Source organism: Streptomyces sp. NBC_01077 (assembly GCF_045162855.1).
Lineage (GTDB): Bacteria > Actinomycetota > Actinomycetes > Streptomycetales > Streptomycetaceae > Streptomyces.
On the sequence record NZ_CP108669.1, the window covers coordinates 8,450,894 to 8,476,185 of the forward strand.

Annotated in this window: 11 protein-coding genes; 5 read left to right on the plus strand and 6 right to left on the minus strand. The window is 72.5% G+C overall.

Features of this window, described 5'->3' with window-relative positions; translation table 11 throughout:
* Positions 1 to 13: 13 nt before the first annotated feature.
* From OG462_RS38080 to OG462_RS38095, 4 genes are all read right to left on the minus strand, one after another.
* Complete coding sequence (locus OG462_RS38080) at positions 14 to 1,111, minus strand: FecCD family ABC transporter permease (protein ID WP_406065051.1); 1,098 nt, start codon at positions 1,109 to 1,111, stop codon at positions 14 to 16.
* A complete protein-coding gene (locus OG462_RS38085; RefSeq protein WP_406066868.1) occupies positions 1,108 to 2,076 on the minus strand; it encodes a FecCD family ABC transporter permease in 969 nt (322 codons plus the stop codon). Before OG462_RS38085 ends, OG462_RS38080 begins: the two co-directional genes overlap by 4 nt.
* An 81-nt stretch (positions 2,077 to 2,157) precedes the next feature.
* Entirely contained in the window at positions 2,158 to 3,210 is a 1,053-nt protein-coding gene (locus OG462_RS38090) for an iron-siderophore ABC transporter substrate-binding protein (protein ID WP_406065053.1), read from the minus strand.
* 184 nt (positions 3,211 to 3,394) lie between these two features.
* Positions 3,395 to 3,985 (minus strand): TetR/AcrR family transcriptional regulator, encoded by a 591-nt coding sequence (locus tag OG462_RS38095; protein WP_406065055.1) that lies wholly within the window; start codon positions 3,983 to 3,985, stop codon positions 3,395 to 3,397.
* A gap of 74 nt (positions 3,986 to 4,059) precedes the next feature.
* Between OG462_RS38095 and OG462_RS38100 the strand changes: the two genes are divergently transcribed.
* A complete protein-coding gene (locus OG462_RS38100) occupies positions 4,060 to 5,844 on the plus strand; it encodes an ABC transporter ATP-binding protein (RefSeq protein ID WP_406065057.1) in 1,785 nt (594 codons plus the stop codon).
* 58 nt (positions 5,845 to 5,902) lie between these two features.
* On the opposite strand, the gene OG462_RS38105 is transcribed toward OG462_RS38100, so the two are convergent.
* Both OG462_RS38105 and OG462_RS38110 read right to left on the minus strand, forming a co-directional pair.
* A complete protein-coding gene (locus tag OG462_RS38105) occupies positions 5,903 to 6,571 on the minus strand; it encodes a winged helix DNA-binding protein (protein ID WP_406065059.1) in 669 nt (222 codons plus the stop codon).
* Between the two features lie 26 nt (positions 6,572 to 6,597).
* Complete coding sequence (locus tag OG462_RS38110) at positions 6,598 to 7,545, minus strand: methionyl-tRNA formyltransferase (RefSeq protein ID WP_406065061.1); 948 nt, start codon at positions 7,543 to 7,545, stop codon at positions 6,598 to 6,600.
* A gap of 240 nt (positions 7,546 to 7,785) precedes the next feature.
* Between OG462_RS38110 and OG462_RS38115 the strand changes: the two genes are divergently transcribed.
* The 4 genes from OG462_RS38115 to OG462_RS38130 all read left to right on the plus strand — a co-directional run bounded on the left by OG462_RS38115 (position 7,786) and on the right by OG462_RS38130 (position 25,214).
* A complete protein-coding gene (locus OG462_RS38115; protein WP_406065063.1) occupies positions 7,786 to 9,192 on the plus strand; it encodes a lysine N(6)-hydroxylase/L-ornithine N(5)-oxygenase family protein in 1,407 nt (468 codons plus the stop codon).
* Positions 9,193 to 9,352: 160 nt separating this feature from the next.
* Positions 9,353 to 10,357, plus strand: a complete 1,005-nt coding sequence (locus OG462_RS38120; protein WP_406065065.1) for an iron-siderophore ABC transporter substrate-binding protein — start codon at positions 9,353 to 9,355, stop codon at positions 10,355 to 10,357.
* A gap of 134 nt (positions 10,358 to 10,491) precedes the next feature.
* Positions 10,492 to 25,008 carry an amino acid adenylation domain-containing protein gene (locus tag OG462_RS38125; RefSeq protein WP_406065066.1) on the plus strand — a complete coding sequence of 4,839 codons (14,517 nt, stop codon included), beginning with the start codon at positions 10,492 to 10,494 and terminating at the stop codon, positions 25,006 to 25,008.
* Positions 25,005 to 25,214, plus strand: coding sequence for an MbtH family protein (locus OG462_RS38130; protein ID WP_406065068.1), 210 nt, complete (start codon positions 25,005 to 25,007; stop codon positions 25,212 to 25,214). The genes OG462_RS38125 and OG462_RS38130 overlap by 4 nt, the downstream gene beginning before the upstream one ends.
* The last annotated feature ends 78 nt before the right edge of the window (positions 25,215 to 25,292 follow it).

Genomic DNA, 25,292 nt, shown 5'->3' on the forward strand with positions numbered 1-25,292 from the left:
GGTGTCTTGCCGGTCAGGCCGGGCGCTTCCACTCACGCAGCAGCAGGTAACCCAGGTACGCGCCCCCGACGGCCATCGTGTAGAGGCCGACCGGCAGGTTGTCGAAGAGCGGCAGCTGCTGGGCGGTCAGGTCGGCCAGGACCAGCAGCAGTGCCCCGAGCAGGCTGGACATGACCAGGTGCGGGCCGCCGCTGCGGGTGACCCGCTTGGCGATCTGCGGCGCGGTGAGGGAGACGAACGCGATCGGTCCCGCCACGCTGACGGCCCCCGCGGAGAGGACGATCGACAGCGCGACCGCCCAGGTGGCGGTCCGGCCGGGGCGGGCACCCAGACCGGTCGACAGGTCGTCGCCCATCTCGCCCACGCTCAGCGGCCGGGCGAGCAGCGCGGCGAGCGGCACGGAGACGAGCAGCACCGTCCAGATGGTCGCCGCGTCGTCCCAGGAGCGGGCGGTGAGGCTGCCGTTGATGTAGGCGGTCAGCGCGCTGGCCTTGTCGCGCTCGACGGCGTACACCACGTACTGGGTCAGCGCCGTCGCCATCGCGGCCACGCCGATGCCCGCCACCACGAGCCGTCCCGGGCTGCGGAAACCGGTACCCGTGGCGAGGAACACGACCGCCATCGCGAGGATCGCGCCGAGCAGGGCGCCGACGGCCACCGGCAGGACGTCGGGCAGGAACAGGGCGGCGGCCGCCGCTCCCGCTCCGGCGCCGGCGCCGAGCCCGATGACATCGGGACTGCCCAGCGGATTGCGGGTGACGGACTGGAACAGGGCCCCGGAGAGGCCGAAGGCCGCGCCGGTGGCGATGGCCACCACGAGCCGCGGGCCGCGCAGCCGGTTCAGGACGAAGGCGTTCTTGCCGGTGGCCTCGCCCGCGAGGGCCGACGGCAGATCGGGCAGGTCGATGCCGAGTCTGCCCATCGACAGCGTGGCCACGGCGGCGGCACAGAGCAGCAGCAGGGAGATCACGGCGGCGATCACGGTGGTACGGCGCACGGGGACGGCGACCCAGGGGCCGATCCTCAGCACACCGCGCCCCGCGGGCCGTGCCGCGCGCGGCTTCGTCACCTCCGTGCTGTCCGGAGAGTCGATCCGGTCGGCGGTCTTCATCCCGCTCCCCTCATACGGCGAACGGCGAAGAGCAGGGCGGGCGCACCGACGAAGGCGGTGACGACCCCGACCATGAGTTCCTGCGGGCGCAGCAGGATCCTGCCGATGACATCGGCGAAGAGCAGCAGCGTGGGCCCCGCGAGGGAGGTGAAGAGGATCTGGGCCCGGAAGTCCGCGCCGACGAGCGCGCGGACGACGTGCGGCACGGCGAGGCCGACGAAGGCGATGGGCCCGACGGCGGCTGTCGCGGCGGCGGCCAGCAGCGTCGCGGCGAGCAGTCCGGCGCCCTTGACGCGGGCGGGACTGATGCCGAGGGAGGCGGCCTTGTCGTCGCCCATCGCCATGGCGTTGAGTCCCGGCGCGAGCAGCAGGGCGAGTACGAAGCCGACCGCGGCGAACGGCAGGACCGCCCAGAAGGCGTCGAAGCCGCGTCCGCCGAGCGCGCCCACCACCCAGTAGCGGTAGGTGTCGAAGACCTGCGGCTTGGACAGCGCGACGGCCTGGATGAACGCGGCCAGGACGGCGGAGAGCACCGCGCCGGCGAGCACCAGGCGGACGGTTCCACCGCCGCCGCCGGCGGTGCCGACGACATGGACGACGACACCGGTCAGGAGGGCGCCGATGAGGGCCCACCAGATCGTCTCCCGCTGCCCGGAGGCGCCGAGGAACGCGGTCGCGGCGACGATGCTCGCGGACGCTCCCGCATTGATGCCGAGAAGTCCCGGCTCGGCAAGCGGATTGCGGGTGATGCCCTGCATCAGGGTGCCTGCGACGGCCAGGCAGAGACCCGCGAACACACCGAGGACGGTGCGCGGGTAGCGGCTCTCGATGACGGTACGGGTGTACTCGTCGCCGCCGCCGGTGATGACCCGCAGGACGTCACCGGCGGACGTCGGCCTGCTGCCGAACATCACGCTGGCGAGCAGCGCCAGAGCGAGCAGGACCAGGCACAGGACGGCGGCCATGACATGCCGGCCAAGGCCCCGCCGTACGACGGCGGGGCCTTGGCCGATCCGGGAAAGAGTGGTCACGCTGGGGATCCGTTGTTACTTCCCGGCCTTGGCGACGGCCTTGTCGATCATCGGAAGGTAGCGCTCGATGCTGTAGGGCACCGTCAGCGGGTTGATCATCGAGGAGGCGGTGACGAAGGGGGTGTCGTGGCTGTAGACGAGCGCGTCCTTCTTCACGGCGGGGATGGCCGCGTACAGCGGCTGGGCCTCGACGGCCTTGCGGGACTTCTCGTCCATGTAGAACGTGAAGGCGATGTCGCTCTTCGCCAGCTTGTTGGCGTTCTCCAGGCCGATGAGGGCGGAGTCGGTGCCCTCGGTCTCCGGGAAGGTGTTCACGATCGGGTCGACCTTGAGGCCCAGCTTGGAGACCATCGCCACGCGCTGCTCCTCGGGCTTGAAGATGCCGAGGGTGCCGGGGCCGGTGTTGTAGATGTACGAGAACGTGACGTTCTTGTAGTCGGGGCGGGAAGCGGCCGCGTCGGCGAGCTGCTTCTCGATCTTCGACTCCAGGTCCTTGGCCTTCTCCGGCTGACCGAGCGCCTTGGCGATGATCTCGATCTGCTGGTCCCAGTTCGTGCTCCACGCCTTCTCGGGGTAGGCGACGGTGGGCGCGATGTCCTTCAGGATGTCGTACTGCTTCTGCGTCAGACCGGACCACGGGGCGAGGATGACATCCGGCTCCAGCTCGGTGATGGCCTCGATGTCGAGCTCCTCGCCGCCCTTGAACTGCTTGGGCAGAGTGGCGCCGGACTTCGTCACGGCCTCGTGGATCCAGGGGAGGTAGCCGGTCTTGTCGCTGCCCCAGGTGTACTCCTCGATACCGACCGGGACGTTGCCGAGGGCGATGGCGGTCTCCGCGGAGCCCTGACCGAGGGTCACCACGCGCTTCGGCCTGTCCTTGATGACGGCGTCACCGAGGGCGCTCTTGATGGTCACGGGGAAAGCGCCCGCCGGGGCCTTGCCCGCCGACCCTGCCGCGTCGTCCTTCTTGTCGTCCGAGCCGCACCCGGTCACCATCAGGCCGAGCGAGACCGCGGCGGCGCCCGCCACGAGAACGCGACGGCGAAGGGGGGTGAACACAGAAGGCATGGTGGATCCTTGTCTCCGGGCAGGGGGATGTACGAGGCCCCGACTGACGGCCCCACAGACGGATGTCTGCGGGGCAGCGGCCAACTCGGTGCTTGTTAGGTGAGCCTAACCTATTCCTGCCTGGGTTTGAGCGCCAGGGGGTGGGGTCCCGATGTGGTCCACAAGGCATCGAGTCCGCGTGCCCCTACGGTGCGACGGCCTTCCGCAGCGTGTGCACGCACAGCGAGAGGGCCGTGTGCTTCGGGGTGGCCCGGTCGCGCGCCTGGAGCCAGGCGGCGTAGAGCAGCGCCCACATGACGTCCTGGAGCCAGCTGACGTCGACCTCGGGGTCGAGCGTCCCTTCCTGCCGGCCGCGCCGGATGAGGGCGAGCAGGGCGAGGTCGGCCGGGGTCTCCTCCTCGATGCCGGACCACGCCACGAACTGCGGCACGTCGTACAACAGCAGCAGGCGGTCGCCGAGTTCGAAGAACTCCAGGCAGAGCCGCTCCATCGCCTCGGGCGCCGACCCGTCGTCGAGCCGTGCCCGGTCGGTCGCCGCGGCGACCCGGTCCCGGACGTCCGCCCCGATCGCGGCGAGCAGGTCGGAGCGCTCGGGGAAGTAGCGGTGGACGGTGGTCCGCCCCACGCCGGCCGCCTCGGCGACATCGCCGAGGGACGCGGCGTGGTCGGCGGAGAGGACGGAGACGGCGGCGTCGAGGATCGCGCGCCGGGTGCGGGTGCGCGTGGCGCTCTCGCGGGTGGCCGCGCCGTGCGCGGGAGTGGTGTCGGACCCCATGCGCACACGGTAACCCCTCATACCGTTTGGGAAACCTTTTGACCTTTCTGGAACAGAGGTGTTCCCTTATGGGTATGACCGCATCCGTTATGCCCGAATCCCGCCGCCGTACGGCCGTGCCCCGGCTGCGCGTCCTGTGGTCCTTCGCCCGCCCGCACCGGCGCACCCTGCTCAAGGGACTAGCCCTCGCCCTGGTCGCCTCCGCCCTGGGCCTCGCCACGCCCATGGTCACCAAGCACGTCCTCGACGCGCTCGGCGACTCGTCCTCCCTCACGGGACCCGTGGCGGCGCTCCTCGTGCTGCTCGTCGTCGGCGGCGCGGTGTCCTACCGGCAGTGGACACTGCTCGGGGCACTGGGGGAGCGGGTGGTCCTCGACGCCCGCGAGTCCATGGTGCGGCGCTTCCTGCGCGCCACCGTGCCCGGCGTGACCCGCAGCCCGACCGGTGAACTCGTCACCCGCGTCACCTCCGACACCGTGCTGCTGCGCGAGGCCACCGCCGCCTCCTTCGTCGGCCTGATCAACGGCGCGGTCATGCTGGTGGGCAGCCTCGTCCTCATGGGCTTCCTCGACCCGGTGCTGCTCGCCACCACCGTGGCCGCCGTCGCCCTCGTCGGCCTGGTCTTCGCGCTCCTCATGCCCGGCATCGCCCAGGCGCAGCAGCAGGCCCAGGAGCACGTGGGGCGCCTCGGCGGTGTCCTCGAAGGCACGCTGCGGGCGATCCGTACCGTCAAGGTCAACCGGGCGGAGGAGCGCATGGCCGAGCGGATCCTCACCGACGCGCGCGCGTCGGCCGAGCACGGGACCCGGGCCGTCCGCCGGGAGGCGCTGGCCTGGACGACCGCCTGGTCCGGCGTCAACCTCGCCATCATCGCGATCCTCGCCGTCGGCGCGTGGCGCGTCGGCGAGGGCCGGCTCGAAGTCTCCGGCCTGATCGCCTTCCTCCTCTACGCCTTCGCCCTCATGGACCCGATCACCGAACTCAGCCAGAACGTGACCACGCTGCAGTCCGGCATCGCCGCCGCCGAACGCATCCGGCAGGCCGACGCCCTGCCGGCCGAGGAGGCCTCACCGGCCTCGGGCACACCCGTCCGGGAACGCCGGGAACTCCGGGACACCGTGCCCGTCCTGGAGCTGCGGAACGTCACCGCGGCCTACGGTCCGGACGCCGAGGCGGCCGTACGGGACATCGACCTCGTCATCCCCCGGCGCGGCCACACCGCCGTCGTCGGCCCCTCGGGAGCGGGCAAGACCACCCTGCTCTCCCTGGTCCTGCGGTTCCTGGAGCCGACCGGCGGCGAACTGCTCCTCGACGGGCGGCCCTACCGCGACCACGCCCATGGCGACATCCGGGCCCGCCTCGCCTACGTCGAGCAGGACACTCCGGTCGTCCCCGGCACGATCCGCGACAACCTGCTGCTCGCCCGCCCCGACGCCACCACGGAGGAACTGCGGCGCGTCCTGCACGACGTACGGCTGGCGGAGAAGGTCGACGCGTTGGCCGAGGGACTGGACACGCCCCTCGCCGCCGCGAACGTGTCGGGCGGGGAGCGGCAGCGCATCGCCCTGGCCCGGGCGCTCCTCGCCACTCCCGACGTCCTGCTCCTGGACGAGGCCACCGCACAGCTCGACGGCCTGACCGAGGCGGCCGTGCAGGAGTGCGTCCGCTCGCGCGCGGACACCGGCGCCGTGGTGACGATCGCGCACCGTCTGTCGACGGTGGTCGACGCGGACACCATCGTCGTCATGGAGGCGGGCCGGGTCCGGGCGCAGGGACGGCACGAGGAACTGCTCGCCTCGGACACCCTCTACCGCGACCTGGTGGAGTCCCTGCGTATCGCCGCTCACACGGGTGCGTGAAGGAAGGGCGGGTGGGTGGTGCCACGCCGGCCGGCGCAGACCACCCCGCCCCTTCTGATCAGCTCGAAACGCCCGGCCGCTCGCGCGCCAGGTCGGCCGGTGCCGGTTCCAGATGTCCGTGCACACGGCGCAGCAGGGAGGCGAGTTGCTCACGCTCCCCGGCGTCGAGGGGCGCCAGGATCTCGTCGTCCGTCCGCGCGATCTCCGCGCTCAGGCTCCGGAGGGAGGTCTCGCCCTCCGGGGTGAGCCGTACGACGACGCGGCGCCGGTCCGTGTCGTCCCGGACACAGTCCACCTGCCCGACGCGGACCAGATCGTTGACGATCTTCACCAGGTCGCTGGCGTTCATGGCGAGCCGCGTCGCGAGGGCCGTCTTCATCTGCGGGCCCAGGTCGGCGAGCAGCGCCATCACGGTGAGGTGCCAGAGCCGTAACCCCCGGGCCTCCAGGGTCTCCGTCAGGCGACGGCGCGCGGCCCTGCCGACGGCGTGCATGAGGTAGGCGTTGAGGGCGAGCACGCTGGGTGGCGTCATGCTCTGTGACGGCGGCGTCAGGGCGCGGGCGGGCAGGCCGGCGCCCGCGCCCGTGAGCGAGTCGAGAGTCAGGTCGGTGTTCGCGAGCGACCTGAAGACCTTCGCCCAGTCGGTCGGCATGCTCGCGATGCCGACGACGGCGAACGTCGCCCCCGAGAGGTCGTGCGCGACACCGGAGACGACCGGCTGTTCCATCGGCTGCTCCTCGCTCTCCCCGGTCGTCAGGGGCGGCTGGTGAGGTAGCCGCCCATGGCGGTGAAGTACTCGGTCGCGGGCAGCTCGCGGCCGTCCTCCGTCCGGACGCGGGTGATGGCCAGGCCGTGGTTGCGGCCCGTGCGGGCGTCGGCGCCGGCGACGATCACGACACCCTCGCCCTCGCGGTAGAAGACGCGGCCGGGGGTGCCGCCGTAACGCCCCTCGGAGACCACCGCGGTGAGGACTTCGAGGCGCTTGCCCCGGTGGAAGGTGAAGGCGCTCGGGTACGGCGCGGACTGGGCGCGGACCAGCCGCTCCAGGACGTCGGCCGGCCAGTTCCAGTCGATCCGGATGTCCTCCTCGGCCCGCTTGTGGAAGAAGCTCGCCCGGGAGCGGTCCTGCTTGGTGAACTCGGCCTGCCCGGAGGCGATCTGGTCGAGCGCGCCGATCGTGACCGGGGCGATGAGGTCGACCGTCTTGTGGAAGAGGTCGGTCGCCGTGTCCGTGGGTCCGACGGGGACCGCCCGCTGCTGGACGATGTCGCCCGCGTCGAGCACCTCGTCCATCATGTGGGCCGTGACGCCGACTTCGGGCTCGCCGTTGATGAGGGCCCAGATGAGCGGCGAGAAGCCGGCGTACTTGGGCAGCAGCGAGTCGTGGATGTTCAGCGTGCCGTGGCGGGGCAGGTTGTAGATGTGCGGCGGGATCCACGTACGCCAGTTGTTGGCGACGATGATGTCCGCGTCGGCCTCCTTGAGACGCGCGAACAGCTCGTCGTCGTCGGGCCTGTTGCGGATGACGACCGGGACGCCGTGCTCCTCCGCCAGGTCGGCGACAGAGTCGCTCCAGATCTTCTCGTAGGCGTGCTCGCTCTTGGGGTGCGTCACGACGAGCACCACGTCGTGTTCGGAGTCCAGGAGCGCTTGGAGGGTGCGATGGCCCCAGGTCTGATAACCGAACATGACGACCCGCATCGGGTTCCTCCTCGGAAGAGCGATTGACCGTCAGCAAGTAAAGCAAGGCTTACCTAACAGTGCAACTGGCTTGATTTATGCGGTTGTTCGGAGCGCTCGCCTTCGCATTGTCCGTTTTGACCCGTCGACAGCATCGCTAGATCAGGTTAGCTTTACCTAAGTTCCGCTCGGCCGCCGGCAACACCGGTGTGCCCGATGCCCTGTTCCCCCTCATTCTTCTTCCCGCACGATGGGAGTGACATGTCGCAGGTTCCTCCTGGTGACGCACCTCTGGTCCACGACCTCATCGGTATCGGCTTCGGGCCGTCCAATGTGGCCATGGCGATAGCGCTCAGCGAGCACAACGCACGCGTCGGAAGGCAGGAGGCGGTCACCGCCCACTTCTTCGAGCGCCAGCCGCGTTTCGGCTGGCACCGCGGCATGCTGATCGACGACGCGACCATGCAGGTGTCCTTCCTCAAGGACCTGGTGACGCTGCGCAACCCGACCAGCGAATACAGCTTCCTCTGCTACCTGCAGAGCAAGGGCCGGCTGATCGACTTCGTCAACCACAAGAACCTCTTCCCGCTACGCGTCGAGTTCCACGACTACTTCGAGTGGGCCGCGTCCAAGGTCGACGACATGGTCTCGTACGGCCACGAGATCATCTCCGTTGAACCGGTCGAGCGTGACGGCGTCGTGGAGTACCTCGACGTGACGGCCCGCTCCGGAGACGAGCTGGTCGTCCACCGCGCCCGAAACCTCGTCCTCGGTACGGGACTTCGCCCGCGCATGCCGGAAGGCGTCGAGCGCAGCGACCGCGTCTGGCACAACTCCGACCTGCTCGCCAAGGTCGAGGGCCTGGAGGGGTCGAACCCCGAGCGGATCGTCGTCGTGGGCGCCGGACAGAGCGCCGCCGAGAACGTCGCCTATCTGCACCGCCGGTTCCCCGAGGCCGAGATCTGCGCCGTCTTCTCGCGGTACGGATACAGCCCCGCCGACGACAGCGCCTTCGCCAACCGGATCTTCGACCCCGGGGCCGTCGACGAGTACTTCACGGCCCCCGACGACATCAAGCGCAAGCTGATGGACTACCACGGGAACACCAACTACTCCGTGGTGGACATCGACCTCATCGACGACCTGTACCGGCAGGCGTACCAGGAGAAGGTCCTCGGCACCGAGCGGCTGCGCTTCATCAACATCTCCCGGCTCACCGGCGTCGAGGACGGCCCGGACAAGGTCCGCGCCTTCGTCACCTCCCTCGTCACCGGCGAGGAGACCGTGCTCGACGCCGACGTCGTCGTCTACGCCACCGGATACAGCCCCGCCGAACCCCTCGGCCTCCTCGGCCCGGTCGCCGACCGCTGCCACCGCGACGACCAGGGCCGGGTCCGCGTCGAGCGGGACTACCGGCTCGCCACCGACCCCGAACTGCGCTGCGGCATCTACCTCCAGGGCGGCACCGAGCACACCCACGGCATCACGTCCTCGCTGCTCTCCAACACGGCGATCAGGGTCGGCGAGATCCTCGACTCGGTCCTCGACCGGGGCCCGGATCCGGCCGCCGCCGCCCTCGACGGCCGGGACGGCGCCTCCCTCGGTACCTCCGTCTCCGCCGCCGACCAGGTCCGGCCGATGGCCGACGGTGTCGGCACGGCGCGCTAGCGCCACCCCCGCTCCCCCCTACGCAACAAAGGCCACTCCCGCCGGGCGGCGTCCTTCGCACCCGGCGGGCGTGGCGCGCACTGTGAATCCCCCGAAAGGAACGTCCGTGTCCGCTGGTGCACGTCCCGCTCTGGCTCGGTTCGCCAGATCCGCCCCCCGCGTGGCTGTCCTCGCGGTGGCGGCTCTCGCCCTCGCCGCCTGCGGCGGAGGAACCGAGAAGACCGAGTCGCCGTCCGCCACCACCTCCTCCTCGGCCGACGGCGGCGGCAAGCCCGCCGCGTTCCCCGTCACGGTGGCGCACAAGTACGGCTCCACGACGATCGACAAGGAGCCGAAGACGATCGTGACCCTGGGGCTCTCCGACCAGGACGCCGTCCTCGCGCTCGGCGTGAAGCCGGCCGGCGCGGTCGACTGGTTCAAGGAGAAGCCGTACGGCAAGTGGCCCTGGACCAAGGACAAGTGGGGCTCGACCCAGCCGGAGATCGTCGGCGAGCGCGACGAGTACAACATCGAGAAGATCGCGGCGCTCAAGCCGGACCTGGTCATCGCCCAGTACTCGGGGATGAAGAAGGAGCAGTACGACACGCTCTCCAAGTTCACCAAGGTCGTCGCCCAGCCCAAGGAGCACCCGGACTACGGCGCCCCGTGGCAGCTGATGACCCAGCAGATCGGCAAGGCGCTCGGCAAGGACGCCGAGGCCGCCAAGCTGATCACGGACATCGACGCCCGGTTCAAGGCCGTCCGCGAGAAGCACCCCGAGTTCGCGACGAAGACCCTCGCCGTCGCCGACAGCTTCGAGGCCGGCAAGTACTCGGCGTTCACCAGGACCGACCCCAAGTCGATCTTCTTCTCCGAGCTCGGGTTCAAGCTCGAGCCGGAGATCGACACCCTGGCCAAGCCGGGCTGGAACGTAGCCGAACTCAGCGCGGAGAAGCTCGACGTCCTCGACGTCGACCGGCTCGTCTGGGTGACCTCGAGCACCGAGGCCAACGCCCGCATCAAGGCCGAGCCGCTCTACAAGAAGCTCAAGGTCAACCAGGAGAAGCGCGACCTGTTCGTGCCGTACCAGGACCCGGACATCGGCGCCGCGTTCTCCTTCAACACCGTTCTGTCGATCCCGTACGCCATCGACGAGATCGAGCCGCTCCTCGCGGCCGTCAAGTGACGCCCGCCGGCTGACGCGCCCACAGAGCCACCAGCTCACCCGACCGACGGCGTGGCGGAACCTCTCGCCACGCCGTCGGCGGTCTCTGCCGCCACCGCCTGCCACGCACCCCCAGGGAAAGGCCACTTCGTACGATGTTTGACGTCGAGTCGTCGGACCGGAACACCACCTCCGGCCTCCCCGTCACCGGCGGGCAATCCGGCATCTGGCTGGCCCAGCAGATCGAACCGGACAGCTCCGCCTACAACATCGTGTTCGCGCTCCACCTCCGTGGTGCCCTCGACCTCGACCGCCTCACGGCCGGCGTCCGCCGGGCCGTCGAAGAGGCCGAGTGCCTGCACGTACGGGTCACACCCGGCGACGACGGGCCGCGCCAGACGCCCCGTGCCCTCCCCGTCGACGTCACCGTCGTCGACCTGCGCGCCGCCGCCGACCCCGACGAGGCCGCCGCCGCGTGGGTGGCCGCCGACCGCGACCGGCCCGTCGACCTCGCCCGGGACCCGCTCTTCGGCCACGCCCTGCTGCGGCTCGCGGACGACCGCGTCCTGTGGTGCCAGCGCTACCACCACATCGTCCTCGACGGGATGGGCGTCGCCCTCCTGACCCGGCGGGCGGGCGAGCTGTACACGGCCGGAGAACATGCATCCGAGCCCCGCGACTGGTCCCTCGCCCGGCTCGTCGCCGCCGACCGCGCCTACCGAGCGTCCGAGGGGCACGCCGCCGACCGCGCCTGGTGGCTGGAGCGGATGGCCAGCCGGCCCGAGCCCGTACGGCTCGTCGCCCGGGCCGCGACCCCCATGACCCGACGGCTGCGGCGGACCGCCGAGCTGTCCCCGGCAGCCGTCGAGCGACTGACCGCCGCAGCCCGGACCGCGGGCGTACGACCGTCCCGGCTGCTGCTCGCGGCCGTAGCCGCCTATCTGCACCGCGTCAGCGGCGAGCAGGACCTGGTCCTCGGCCTGCCCGTCGCCGCCCAGGACGAGGTCTCCGCGACCGTCCCCGGCATGGTCTCCAACATCGTCCCGCTGCGCCTCGCCGTCCACCCCGGCACCACCGGCACCGACCTCGTCGCCCACGTGCGCGAAACGGTCGCCGAGGCCGTCGCCCACGGGCGCTACCGCGCCGAGGACCTGGCCAGGGAACTGGGCCTCGTCGACGGCGTGCCCGAGCTCGTCGGCCCGACCGTCAACATCCTGCCCCGCTCCGACGACCTGCGCTTCGACGACCACGAGGCCGAACTCCGCCCGGAATGGCTCGGCCCGGTCAGCGACCTGGCGTTCAGCTTCGCCGAGGGCACGGACGGCCGCGGGCACACCGTCCACCTCGACGTGGACGCCGACGTCTGCGACGCGGTCACGCTCGCCGACCACGAACGCCGCTTCCTCACGCTGCTCGACTCGTTCACCGGTGATCTCGACCGCCCCGTCGGCCGTATCGAGTTGACCTCCGGTACCGAACGCACCCGACTCCTCGACGCGTTCGGCGTCGCGCCCCGCGAGGTCCCGGAGCTGTCCTGGCCCGCCGCCTTCGAGCGGCAGGTCCGGCGTACCCCCGAGGCCGTCGCGCTCGTCTGCGAGGACCGGGAGCTGACGTACGCCGAACTCGACGACGCCGCCGACCGGCTCGCCCATCTGCTCCGCTCCCGCGGCGTCGGCGCCGAGGACGTCGTGGGCGTGGCCCTGCCCCGCTCACCGGAGCTCGTGGTGGCTCTGCTCGCCGTGATGAAGGCCGGCGCCGCCTACCTGCCGCTGGACGCGGACCACCCCCAGGACCGCATCGCCTACATGCTGTCCGACGCCGGTGCCCGCACCGTCGTCACCGTGCGCGAACTCGCAGGCGACCTCCCGGAGGCGGCGGGCGTCGGCCGTCTGCTGCTCGACGACCCGGCCACCGTCGACGCCCTCGCCGCCGCGACCGACCGCGACCCGGGACCGGCGGTCGTCCTCGACCAGGCCGCGTACGTCATCTACACCTCCGGCTCGACGGGCCGCCCCAAGGGCGTCGTCGTCTCCCACGACGGCGTCGGCAGCCTCATCGCCACCGCCACCGACCGGATCGGCATCACCGCCGAGAGCCGCGTCGTGCAGTTCGCCTCCGTCGGCTTCGACGTGACGGTCTGGGACCTGATCATGTCGCTGTGCGTCGGCGGACGGATCATCGTCGTCCCCGCCGAGCGCCGCGTCGCGGGCCCCGCGCTCACCGAGTACATCGCCCGCCACCGCGCCACCCACATGATCCTGCCGCCCTCGCTCGTCTCCGCGCTGCCGCAGGAGTGCGAACTCCCGTCGGGCGCCGTGCTCGTCGTCGGCACCGAGGCGGTCCCCAGCGAGCTCATCGCCCGCTGGGACGGCCGGCTCCGCGTCGTCGTCGCGTACGGACTCACCGAGGCGACCGTCAACTCCACGCTCTGGCTCGCCGACCCCGACCGCCCGGGCCCCGCGCCCATCGGCCGTCCCGACCCCAACACGCGCGCGTACGTCCTCGACACGGCGCTCCGGCCCGCCCCCGTCGGCGCGGAGGGCGAGCTGTACGTCTCCGGGCGCGGCCTCGCGCGCGGCTACCTGGGCCGCGAGGGGCTGACCTCGGAACGGTTCGTCGCCGATCCGTACGGGCCTCCCGGCACCCGCATGTACCGCACGGGCGACCGGGTGCGCTGGGGCGCCGACGGCAACCTGGAGTTCCTCGGCCGCGCGGACGGCCAGATCAAGATCCGCGGCCACCGCGTGGAGCCGGGCGAGATCGAGAGCGCCTTCATGGCCTGCGAGGGCATCGCCCAGGCCGCCGTCCTGGCCCGCGAGGACCACCGGGGGGTGAAGCGGCTGGTCGCGTACCTGGTCCCGGAGACCGGTGGTACGGAGACCAGTGGCAGGGAGGCCGGTGGTCCGGAGACCAGTGGCAAGGAGACCAGTGGCAAGGAGACCAGTGGCAAGGAGACCGGTGGCACGGAGGCCGGGACCGCCGTCGACCCGGTCACGGGCACCGACGCGAGCACGGGCCCCGACACCCTCACGGTCACCGACACTCCTGCGGTCATCGACACCCACGTCGCGGTGACCGCCGCACGTGCGCGCGTGACCGACACGCTGCCCGACCACATGGTGCCCTCGGCGGTCGTCGTCCTCGACGGCCCGCTGCCGCTGACCCCCAACGGCAAGCTCGACGCCAAGGCCCTGCCCGAGCCCCGCTGGACGTCCCTGACCGGCACCGACACCCCGAGCACCCCGACCGAGGCCGCCCTCGCCGCACTGTTCGCCGAGGTCCTCGGACTGCCGACCGTGGGCGTCCACGACAGCTTCTTCGAACTGGGCGGCGACAGCATCGTCGCCATCCAGCTGGTGAACCGTGCCCGCGAGGCCGGTCTCGCGCTCACCCCGCGCGACGTGTTCCGGAGCCGGACCGTGGCCGCCCTCGCCCGGACCGCCGGCGAGAGCGCCGCCGCCCCGGCACGGCCGCAGGTGGAGCTCGACGCGGACGCGCTGCCGGTCTCCCCGCTCCAGGAAGGCTTCTTCTTCCACGCGGAGTTCGACCACCAGGCCGCGGACCTCTACTTCGTCCAGGAACTCCTCGACCTGGGCGGGCCCGTCGACCCCGACCGCCTCCGCCACGCGCTCCAACTGCTCCTCGACCGGCACCCGCTGCTGCGGGCCGGGTTCCGGCAGCTCCCCGGCGGCGAGGTCGTCCAGCGGCTCGCCGACCACGCGACCCTCCCGTGGCGGGAGGCCGACACCGTCGCGACCGGCCTGGCCGACATCCTCCGCGCAGACCGCGCCGAGCGGTTCGCCCTCGACCGGCCGCCGCTCCTGCGCGCCACCCTCATCAGGGACGGACAGCACCACCGGCTCCTTCTCACCCTCCACCACATCGTCGCCGACGGCTGGTCCGTCGCCGTCCTGCTGCGGGAACTGACCGACGCCTACCGGGGCGCCGAACTGCCCGAGCCCGTGGCCCCGGAGCCGTACCTCTCCTGGCTCGCCGGCCGCGACCGCGCCGCCGCACGCGAGGCGTGGCGCCAGGCGCTCGCCGGCATCGAGGGCCCCACCCGGCTCCCCGCGCTCACCACCCCGGCAGACGCGGCCGAAGCCCCTGCCCGCCCCGAGCACGTCGACACGCGTCTGCCGCACGACCTCACCGACGCGCTGACCACCTATGCCAGGACCCGCGGACTGACCCTGAGCAGCGTCTTCCACGGCGTGTGGGGCCTGCTGCTCGGCGCCCTCACCGGCAGCCGTGACGTCGCCTTCGGCACCACCGTCTCCGGTCGGACCACCGAGGTCGCGGGCCTGGACTCCGCCGTCGGCCTGTTCATCAACACCGTCCCCGCCCGGGTGACCCTCCGCCCCGAGGAGACGCTGACCGAGCTGCTCCGCCGCGTCCAGGACGAGCACTCCGCCCTCCTCGACCACCAGCACCTCGGGCTCGCCGACATCCAGCGGATCGCGGGCGGCGGTGAACTCTTCGACACGCTCGTCGTGTTCGAGAACCACCCCGGTGGCGAAGGACAGGGCACCGGAGAGCCGCTGATCACCGGCGCCGAGGTGGTCGACGCCGTGCACTACCCGCTCGCGCTCGTCGTCGAGCCCGCCGACGCCGGTCTGCTGCTGCGGTTCAAGCACGACGCGGCCCGTCTCGACCAGGTGGCCGTGGCCGTCCTGGCCAACCGGTTCACGGCCCTGCTGCGGACCGTGGTCGCCGAGCCCGACCGTCTCGTCGCCCGGACCGACCTGCTGTCCGCCCGCGAGCGCGAGCACCTCACGGAGCTCAACGCCACCGCCCACCCCGTCCCCGATGCGACGCTCACCTCGCTCTTCGCCGCCCGGGTGGCCCGTACCCCGCACGCCCCGGCCGTCGTCTTCGACGACACCACCCTCAGCTACGCCGAACTCGACCGGCGGGCCGAGGTGTTGGCCCGGCAGCTCCGGGCCCGCGGCGCGGGCCCCGAGCGGTACGTGGCCGTCGCCGTCCCGCGTTCGGCCGAGCTGATGGTCGCGCTCCTCGGCGTTCTCAAGGCGGGCGCCGCCTATCTGCCCGTCGATCTCGACTACCCCGTCGACCGGGTGGCGTTCATGCTCGCGGACTCGGGCGCGCGCCTCGTCGTGACGTCCGCCGAGGCCGCCGGGCGGCTGCCCGCCGTACCGGGCCTCGACCACCTCGTCGTGGGCGAGGAGGACCGGGAGAACGCCGAGCTCGGCACCCCGGTCGGGGCGGCGGGCCCCGACCACCCCGCCTACCTCATCTACACCTCCGGCTCCACCGGCCGTCCCAAGGGCGTCGCCGTCACGCACCGGGCCATCGTGAACCGGCTCGCCTGGATGCAGAGCGCGTACGGGCTGACCGCCGACGACCGGGTCCTCCAGAAGACCCCGTCGAGCTTCGACGTGTCGGTGTGGGAGTTCTTCTGGGCGCTGACCGAGGGCGCGACCGTCGTCCTCGCCCGCCCGGACGGCCACCGCGACCCGGCCTATCTGGCCCGCCTCATCACCGAACAGGCCATCACCACCACGCACTTCGTGCCGTCGATGCTGGCCGCGTTCGTCCAGGTCATGGAGAGCGCCCCCGAGACGGGCCCCGGCGCGCCGGACTGGGCGGCGAGCCTGCGCCGGGTGTTCTGCAGCGGAGAGGCCCTCACCGGAGCAGACGCCCGCCGCTGGTGGGAGCTGACCTCACGCTCGGGGCGCACGCCCGTACCGCTGCACAACCTGTACGGCCCCACCGAGGCGGCCGTCGACGTCACCTTCTTCCCGTACGAGGGGGCCATCGAGTCGGCGATCCCGATCGGCCGGCCCGTCTGGAACACCCGGCTGCACGTGCTGGACCCGTTCCTGCGCCCGGTTCCGGACGGCGTGTCCGGCGAGCTGTACCTCGCCGGCGTCCAGCTGGCCCGCGTCTACCACGACCGGCCCGGCCTCACCGCCGAACGGTTCGTCGCCGACCCGTTCGGGGCGCCGGGGGAGCGGATGTACCGCACCGGCGACCTGGTGCGCCGCCGCGCCGACGGAGCCGTCGAGTGCCTCGGCCGCACCGACCGCCAGGTCAAGATCCGCGGCAACCGTGTCGAGCTGGGCGAGATCGAGACCGCCCTGGCCGCTCTGCCGGACGTGGCCCGCGCGGCCGTGATCGTCCGCGAAGGCGCCCTGGTCGGCTACGCCGTCCCCGCTCCCGGCGCCGCACCCGCGAACGGGGCGCTGCACGCGGCACTCGCGGAGGCGCTGCCCGCCGCGTGGATGCCGAGCGCCGTCGTCGTCCTCGCCGAACTGCCGCTGACGCCCAGTGGCAAGCTGGACCAGAACGCCCTGCCCGCACCCGAGGTCGCGCCCCGGGCCGGCGGCCGCGCACCCCGCGACGACCGCGAGCGCGCCCTCTGCGAGATCTTCGGCGACGTCCTCGGAGTCCGGGGGACGGGCGTCGACGACGACTTCTTCATGCTCGGCGGTGACAGCCTCAGCTCGATCACCGTCGCCACCCGCGCACGGGAGAAGGGGTTGACCCTCAGCCCCCGCGATGTGTTCGAACACCGCACCCCGGCCGCCCTCGCCGCCGCCGCGACCACCGCCGTGGACGCCGAAGCACCCCCGACACCCGACTCGCCCGACACCTCCGAGGTACCCGTGCACCCCGACGGCGTGACCGTCTCCGCCTCCGACGCCGGGCAGGCCGCCGCCGCCCTCCAGGCCGTCCTCGCGCTCCAGCAGCAGTCCGGCGCCGCGGTCGACCCCGCCCTGCGGGCCCTGCTCGACCAGCTCACCGCCGCCGCGCCGACGACGACGCAGCCGAGCACGGAGCCCCCGGCCCCCGCTCTGCTCGGCGGACCGGAGCTCACCCCGGAGGAGACCGCGCGCGTCCACGCCGTCGCCGGGCTCCCCGTCGCGGACGTCTGGCCGCTCTCCCCGCTCCAGGAGGGCATGTACTTCCACGCCACCTACGACGCGGGCGACGCACTCGACGTCTACCAGTCCCAGGAGACCCTGGACCTCGACCGCCGGATCGACGCCGACCGGCTGCGCGCCGCCTGCCGTACCCTCCTCGACCGCAATACCGGGCTGCGCGCCGGATTCACCAGCGACGGCCTGCCCCGCCCCGTGCAGTTCATCGTGGACGGCGCAGAGATCCCGCTCGTCGAGGCCGACCTCTCCGGGCTGCCCGCCGAGGAACAGCGGACCCGGACCGAGGAGCTCCTCGCCGCCGACCGCAGGCAGCGCTTCGACCTCTCCGCCGCGCCCCTCTGCCGCCTGCTCCTCATCCGGCTCGGCGACGGCCGCGACCGGCTCGTCGTCACCCACCACCTGATCCTCTGGGACGGCTGGTCCGCCTGGCTGTTCCTGGAGGAGCTGTTCACGCTGTACGAGCGGGCCGGTGACCCCACGGGTCTGCCGCTGCCCGGCTCGTACCGCGACCACCTCGCCTGGCTGGACGCCCAGGACACCACCGTCGCCCTCGACGCCTGGCGCGGGGCCCTCGCCGGCTTCGACGAGCCGACGCTGCTCGCCCCGTCCGGGCGCGACACCGGCCCGGTCATCCCGGTGGACTTCGACGCCCTCCTCACCCAGGAGGCCGGCGACCGGCTCCGTACCGTCGCCCGCCGGCACGGACTCACCCTGAACACCGTCCTCAACGCGGCCTGGGCCCTGGTCCTCTCGGCCATGACGGGCCGCGGCGACGTCGTCTTCGGCACGGCGGTCGCCGGACGTCCGGCGGACGTCCCGAAGGTGGCCGGCATCATCGGCATGTTCCTGAACACGATCCCCGCCCGGGTCGCCCTCAGCCCGGACGAGCCCCTGCTCGCCCTGCTGCGCCGGATGCAGTCCGAGCGCGCCGCCGTCATGCCGTACGAGTACGTGGGACTGGGCACCCTCCAGCAGGAATCCGGCCACCGCCGCCTCTTCGACACCCTCTTCGTGCTCCGCTCGGCCGACGGCGAGGACCGGGCCGCGGCGCTCCGCGAGCACCACGGCATCACCGACGTGTCGAACGTGGACGGCACCCACTTCCCGCTCACGCTCATCGTCACTCCCGGAGCCCGGCTGAAGGTCACCCTGGCCGCCCGGCCCGACCTCTTCGACGCCGAGGCCGCCGGCACGATCCTCGCCCGGTTCACCACGGTCCTCGACCGCCTCGGGGAGGCCCTCGCCGGGCCGACCGCCGAGTCCGCGCGCACCGTCGGCGTGGACCTGCTCCTCCCCGACGAGCGTGCCGCCCTGGCCACCGGCCGGGAGGCCACCCGGGAGCCCGTGCCGGACGAGACCGTCGCCGACATGCTCACGGCCCAGGTCGCCCGTACCCCCGACGCGGTCGCGCTGGTCTTCGGCGAGCGCGCCCTCACGTACGCCGAACTCGACGCGCACGTCAACCGGCTGGCCAGGCTGCTGCTCGCCCGGGGCGCCGGGCCCGAGAAGGTCGTGGCGCTCGCCCTGCCCCGGTCCATCGAGATGGTCGCCGCGCTGTTCGCCGTCCTGCGGACCGGCGCCGCGTACCTGCCGCTCGACCTCGACCACCCCGCCGACCGCCTGCGGCTCATGGCCGAGGACACCGGACCGCTCTGCCTGGTGTCCACGACCGCCGTCGCTCCGACCCTGCGGGGCGAGGACGGCCCCGTCGCCCTCGAAGTCCTCCTCGACGACGAGGCCGTGCTCGCCGAGCTGGCCGCGCTGTCCGGGGACGGGATCACCGATGCCGAGCGGCCCGCGTTCGCCCACGGGGTGCCGGACCGCCTGGAGTTCCCGGCGTACGTCATCTACACCTCCGGATCCACCGGCCGCCCCAAGGGCGTCGTCACCCCCTACCGGGGACTGACGAACATGCAGCTCAACCACCAGAAGGAGATCTTCGACCCGGCCATCGCCTCCGCCGGCGGACGGCGGCTGCGCATCGCGCACACCGTGTCCTTCGCCTTCGACATGTCGTGGGAGGAGCTGCTCTGGCTCGTCGAGGGCCATGAGGTGCACGTCTGCGACGAGGAGCTCCGCCGCGACGCCGAAGCGCTTGTCGCGTACTGCGACGAGCACCGCGTCGACGTGGTCAACGTGACGCCCACCTACGCCCAGCTCCTCATCGAGGAGGGGCTCCTCGACCAGGACGAGGCCGCGGGCAAGCACCGGCCGGCGCTCGTCCTGCTCGGCGGCGAGGCCGTCTCCGACACGGTCTGGACGCAACTGCGCCGAACCGAGGGCACGTACGGGTACAACCTCTACGGCCCGACCGAGTACACCATCAACACCCTCGGCGGCTCCACCACGGAGAGCACCACGCCGACCGTCGGCAGGCCCATCCGAAACACCCGCGCCCATGTCCTCGACACGATGCTGCGGCCCGTTCCCCCAGGCTGCCCCGGCGAGCTGTACATCGCCGGCACCGGCCTCGCCCGGGGCTACCACGACCGGGCCGCGCTGAACGCCGAGCGGTTCGTGGCCGACCCCTTCGGCGAGCCCGGCGAGCGCATGTACCGCACGGGCGACCTCGTACGGCAGCGCCCCGACGGCCTGCTCGACTTCCTCGGCCGGACCGACGACCAGGTCAAGATCCGCGGCTACCGCATCGAACTCGGCGAGATCTCCACGGCCCTGTCCGACCACCCCGAGGTCGCCCACGCCGCCGTGGTCGTCCACGAGACCGCCGGCACCAAGCGCCTCGTCGGCTACGTCGTACGGGAGGAGGACGCCGGCCTCGTGCGAGAGGAGGGCGACGGGTCGGGCGACGGGTCGGGCGACGACCTCGTCCAGCGGCTCCGCGACCACCTCAAGTCCCGTCTTCCCGACTACATGGTCCCGTCCGCCCTGGTCCCCGTCGCCACCCTGCCGCTGACCGTCAACGGCAAGCTCGACGTCAAGGCCCTGCCCGCTCCCGACCTCACCGGGACGGGCAGGAGCCGCGCGCCCCGCACCCCGCAGGAGGAGACCCTGTGCGGGCTCTTCGCGGAGGTCCTCGGCCTGACCGCGGGCAGCGTCGGCATCGACAGCGACTTCTTCGACCTCGGCGGGCACTCGCTCCTCGCGACCCGGCTCGTCAGCCGGGCCCGTACCGCGCTCGACGCCGAGCTGGCGATCCGCGACCTGTTCGAGGCGCCCACCGTCGCCGAACTCGTGGAGCGCGCGGCCGCCTCGCGCGGCGCCGCCCGCCCGGCGCTCGTCGCGGCCGAACGCCCCGCCGAACTGCCGCTCTCGCACGCCCAGCAGCGCCTGTGGGTCATCCAGCAGATCGAGTGCACCTCGGCCGCGTACAACTTCCCCCTGGTCATGCGGCTGCGCGGCACCTTCGACCGCGAGGCGTGGAGCGCCGCCCTCACCGATGTGACCGACCGGCACGAAGCGCTGCGCACGCTCTTCGGCGAGAGCGAGCGCGACGGCCAGGCGTACCAGCGGATCCTGCCCGCCGGCACGGTCACCCCGGTCGTGGACCACCTGCGCGCCACCGAGGACCGGGTGCCCGCCATCGTGGACGCCGCCGTCCAGCGGCCGTTCGACCTCGCCGCCGAGCTGCCGATCCGCGCCACGGTCGTGGAGGTGGCGCCCGACGAGCACGTCGTCGTGCTGCTCCTCCACCACATCACCACCGACGAGTGGTCCGACCGCCCCTTCCTGCGGGATCTGACCACCGCCTACACCGCCCGCCTCGACGGCACCGCACCCGACTGGGAGCCGCTGCCCGTCCAGTACGCCGACTACGCCCTCTGGCAGCAGAAGCTCCTGGGCGACCCGGCCGACGCCGACAGCCTCGCCGCCCGGCAGCTGGAGCACTGGCGGACGGCCCTGGCCGGCGCCCCCGAGGAACTGGAACTGCCCACCGACCGGCCGCGGCCCGCCCGTCCTGCGTTCACCGGTGCCGCACTCGACATCCCCTTCGACCGCACGGTCCATGACGGCCTGCGGCGGCTCGCCCGCGACACCGGCGCCAGCATGTTCATGGTGGCGCACGCAGCCGTGGCCGCCCTGCTCCACCGGCTCGGCGCGGGCACCGACATCCCCCTCGGCGCACCGATCGCGGGCCGTGGGGACGAGGCCCTGGACGAGCTGGTCGGCTTCTTCGTCAACACGCTCGTGCTCCGCACCGACCTCGGCGGAGACCCGTCCTTCACCGAGCTGCTCGCCCGGGTCCGGGAGACCGACCTCGCCGCGTTCTCCCATGCGGACGTGCCCTTCGAGTCGGTCGTGGAGAAGCTCAACCCGATCCGCTCCCTCTCCCGGAACCCGCTGTTCCAGGTCATGGTCGGCTACCACGCCCGTACGGACGAGGCCCTGCGACTGCCCGGACTCGAAGCCGGCTACCTGCCGCACCGGATCGGCACCGCCAAGTTCGACCTCGTGTTCAACTTCAGCGAGCACACCTCGGCCGACGGCGCCACCGACTCCCTCGGCTGCCGCCTGGAGTTCGCCACCGAACTCTTCGACCAGGAGACCGCCGAGCGCATCGGCGACCGCCTCCGCAGGCTCGTCGAGATCCTCGTCGCGGCCCCCGACCGGCCGCTGTCCGAGGCCGGAATCCTCACCGACGAGGAACACCGGCTCGTCCTGGAGGGCTTCAACGGCCCGACCCGTGACGTCGACGAGGAGACCCTCCCGGTGCTGTTCGCCCGGTGGGTGGCCGAGCGCCCCGACGCGGTCGCCGTCGTCGACCGCGCGCGCTCGGTGACGTACGCCCAGCTCGACGCCCGTGGCAACCGCCTCGCCCGGCTGCTCGCCGCCCGCGGCGTCGGCGCCGAGAGCGTCGTCGGGGTGGCCGTACCGCGCTCGGTGGACATGATCGCAACGGTCGTCGCCGCCCAGAAGCTGGGCGCCGCGTTCCTGCCGCTCGACCTCGTCCACCCCGGCGACCGCCTCAGCTACATGATCGAGAACTCCGGCGCCGCCGTGGTGGTCGGCACCGAGCCCGTCGCCGGGAAGATCCCGGACATCGCCGGGGTCCCCGTGGTGCTGCTCGACGCCCCGGACATCGCCGCCGAGCTCGACGCACTCCCCGGGACCCCGCCGGCCGGCGGCCCGGTGGGCCTCGACCAGGCCGCGTACGTGATCTACACCTCCGGCTCCACCGGCCGCCCCAAGGGCGTCGTCGTCCCGCACGAGGGCATCGCCAGCCTGGTCGCCACCGCCGTCGACCGGATGGGCCTGCAACACGACAGCCGTGTCCTCCAGTTCGCGTCCATCGGCTTCGACGTCTTCGCCTTCGAACTGGCCATGGCGCTCTGCCACGGCGGACGGCTCGTCCTCATCACCGACGAGGCCCGGGTCGCCGGACCCGCCCTCACCGACTTCCTCGAAGACCAGCGGATCACCCACATGATCCTGCCGCCCTCGCTCGTCTCGGCCCTGCCGCCCGGTTGCCGCCTGCCCGAAGGATCGACCGTCCTGGTCGGCACCGAGACCGTCCCGCCGGACCTCTTCGAACGCTTCGGCGCCACCGCACATCTGATCTGCGCGTACGGGCTCACCGAAGCGACCGTCAACTCGACCCTGTGGCCGGCCCGCGAACACGGCGGCCGCGCCACCGGCCGGGTGCCCATCGGCCGCCCGGACCCCAACACCCGCTGCTACGTCCTCGACGAGCACCTCCGGCCCGTCCCGCCCGGCGTCATCGGCGAGCTGTACGTGGCCGGGCGCGGCCTCGCCCGCGGCTACCTCGGGCAGGCCGGGCTCAGCTCGGAACGGTTCGTCGCCGACCCGTACGGGACCCCCGGAAGCCGCATGTACCGCACCGGCGACCGGGCCCGCTGGCGCGCCGACGGCAACCTCGACTTCCTCGGCCGGGTCGACACCCAGGTGAAGATCCGCGGCTTCCGCATCGAGCTGGGCGAGATCGAGGCCGCCCTCGCGGGCCACCCGTCGGTCGCCCAGGCCGCCGTCCTGCCCGACCGCGACGGCGACATCGTCCGCCTCGTCGGCTACGCCGTCCCCGAGCCGGGCACGGACCTCGCCCTCGACCCGCAGGAACTTCGCGCCCATGTCGCCGCGCTCCTGCCCGAGTACATGGTCCCCGCGCTCGTCGTCCCGCTCGACGGCCCCCTGCCGCTCACCCCGAACGGCAAGCTGGACCACAGGGCGCTGCCCGCGCCGGACTGGTCGGCGATGACCGGCGACGCCCTGCCCGCGACCGAGACGCAGGCGCGGATCGCCGAACTGTTCTGCGAGATCCTCAAGCTGGACGGCGTGGGCGTGCACGACAGCTTCTTCGCGCTCGGCGGTCACTCCATGGCCTCCATGCGCCTCCTCGGCCGCATCCGTGCCGAGTTCGGCGTCGAGCTCAGCATCCGCGACGTCTTCGACGCGCTGACCGTCGCCGGCATCGCGGGCAAGCTGGAGGGCGCGAGCGCGGCGCGGCCGGCACTGCGTCCGACCGGGTCCGGGGCCCCCGGCGGTTCGGGACTGCCGGTGGCGCCCGTGCAGCAGTGGCAGTGGCAGGCGTACCGGCGTGCCCCGGGCTTCGACCACGCGCTGGTCCTCCGCTCGCCCGGCGGCCTGGACGCCTACGCGCTCGCCTCGGCGCTCGCCGACGTGACCACCCGTCATGAACCGCTCCGCACCGCCTTCGTCGACGCCGACGGAAGCTTGTCCCGCCGGTCTGTCGAGGGTCCGGCCCTGGCTGTGGAGCAGTGCGCGGATCTGGATCAGCGGCTCGCCGAACTGGCGGCCTCGGCACCGGACGTGGAACAGGAGGCCCCGCTGCGGGCCCGGCTGCTGACCGACGCCGACGGCGCCCAGGCGGTGCTGCTCACCCTGCACTACCTGGCCGTCGACGAGTGGTCGGTGGTCCCGCTGTTCCGCGACCTCACCGCCGCGTACGGCGCGCGTACGGCAGGGCGGTCACCCGACTGGCAGCCGCTCCCGGTGAGTTACACCGACTACGCCCGCTGGGCGCGCGAGGTCCTCGGTGACCTGGCCGATCCGGAGAGCCGGGGCGGCCGGCAACTGGCGTACTGGCGGCGGACGCTCGCCGACGCGCCGCGCGAGCTGGCCCTGCCGACGGAGGCCCGGACCGCCGTTCCGGGCCGGCGCGGGCGTCAGGCCGCCGGACTCGTCGAGTTCGTGCTCGACGAGCGGCTGCACGCGGACGTGGACCGGCTCGCGCGGACCACCGGCACCAGCATGTTCATGGTGCTGCACGCGGCCCTCGCCGCCCTGCTCACCAGCCACGGAGCGGGCACCGACCTGCCCATCGGCACGATGGTCGCCGGACGCGACGACGACCAGCTCGCCGACCTCGTCGGCTGCTTCTTCAACACCGTCGTGCTGCGCACCGACACGGCCGGCGATCCGACCTTCGCGGAGCTCCTGACCCGCGTACGGGAGACCACGCTGAGCGCCCTCGACCGACAGGACGTCCCCTTCGACGAGGTCGTCCGGACGGCCGGCCTGCGGCCGGAGGGCCCCCAGGTGATGGTGATCCACCACGAACAGGCCGACCTCGAACACCTTGAGGGCGGCGTCGGCGACCTGCTCGCCGTACCGACCGGCTCCGCCCGCGCGGAGCTGACCCTCAGCTTCTACGAGCCCCGCGGCGAAGGCCCGGTGCACTGTGGCCTGATCCACGCGACGGAGCGGCTCGGCGCGACGAAGACGCGCCGGCTCGCCGAGGAACTCCAGACCCTGCTGCGCACCGTGACGGACGACTCCGAACAGCCCCTGTCCCAGCTGTTCGGCGTGACACACAAGAGGAGTGAGAACGCATGAGCACCAACCCCTTCGAGGACCCGCAGGGCCGCTTCCTGGTTCTGGTCAACGACGAGAACCAGCACTCGCTGTGGCCCTCCTTCGCCGAGGTCCCCGCCGGGTGGCGGATCGTCTTCGGCGAGGACACCCGCGACGGGTGCCTGGCCTACGTCGAGGCCCACTGGACCGACCTGCGCCCGGCGAGCCTCATCGCCCTCCAGGACTGACCCGGCGCCACCACCGGCACCACCACCGACCGCCGCCCGCGGGGGAACTCCCCTCGCCGGCGGCGGTGTGCGTTGTGG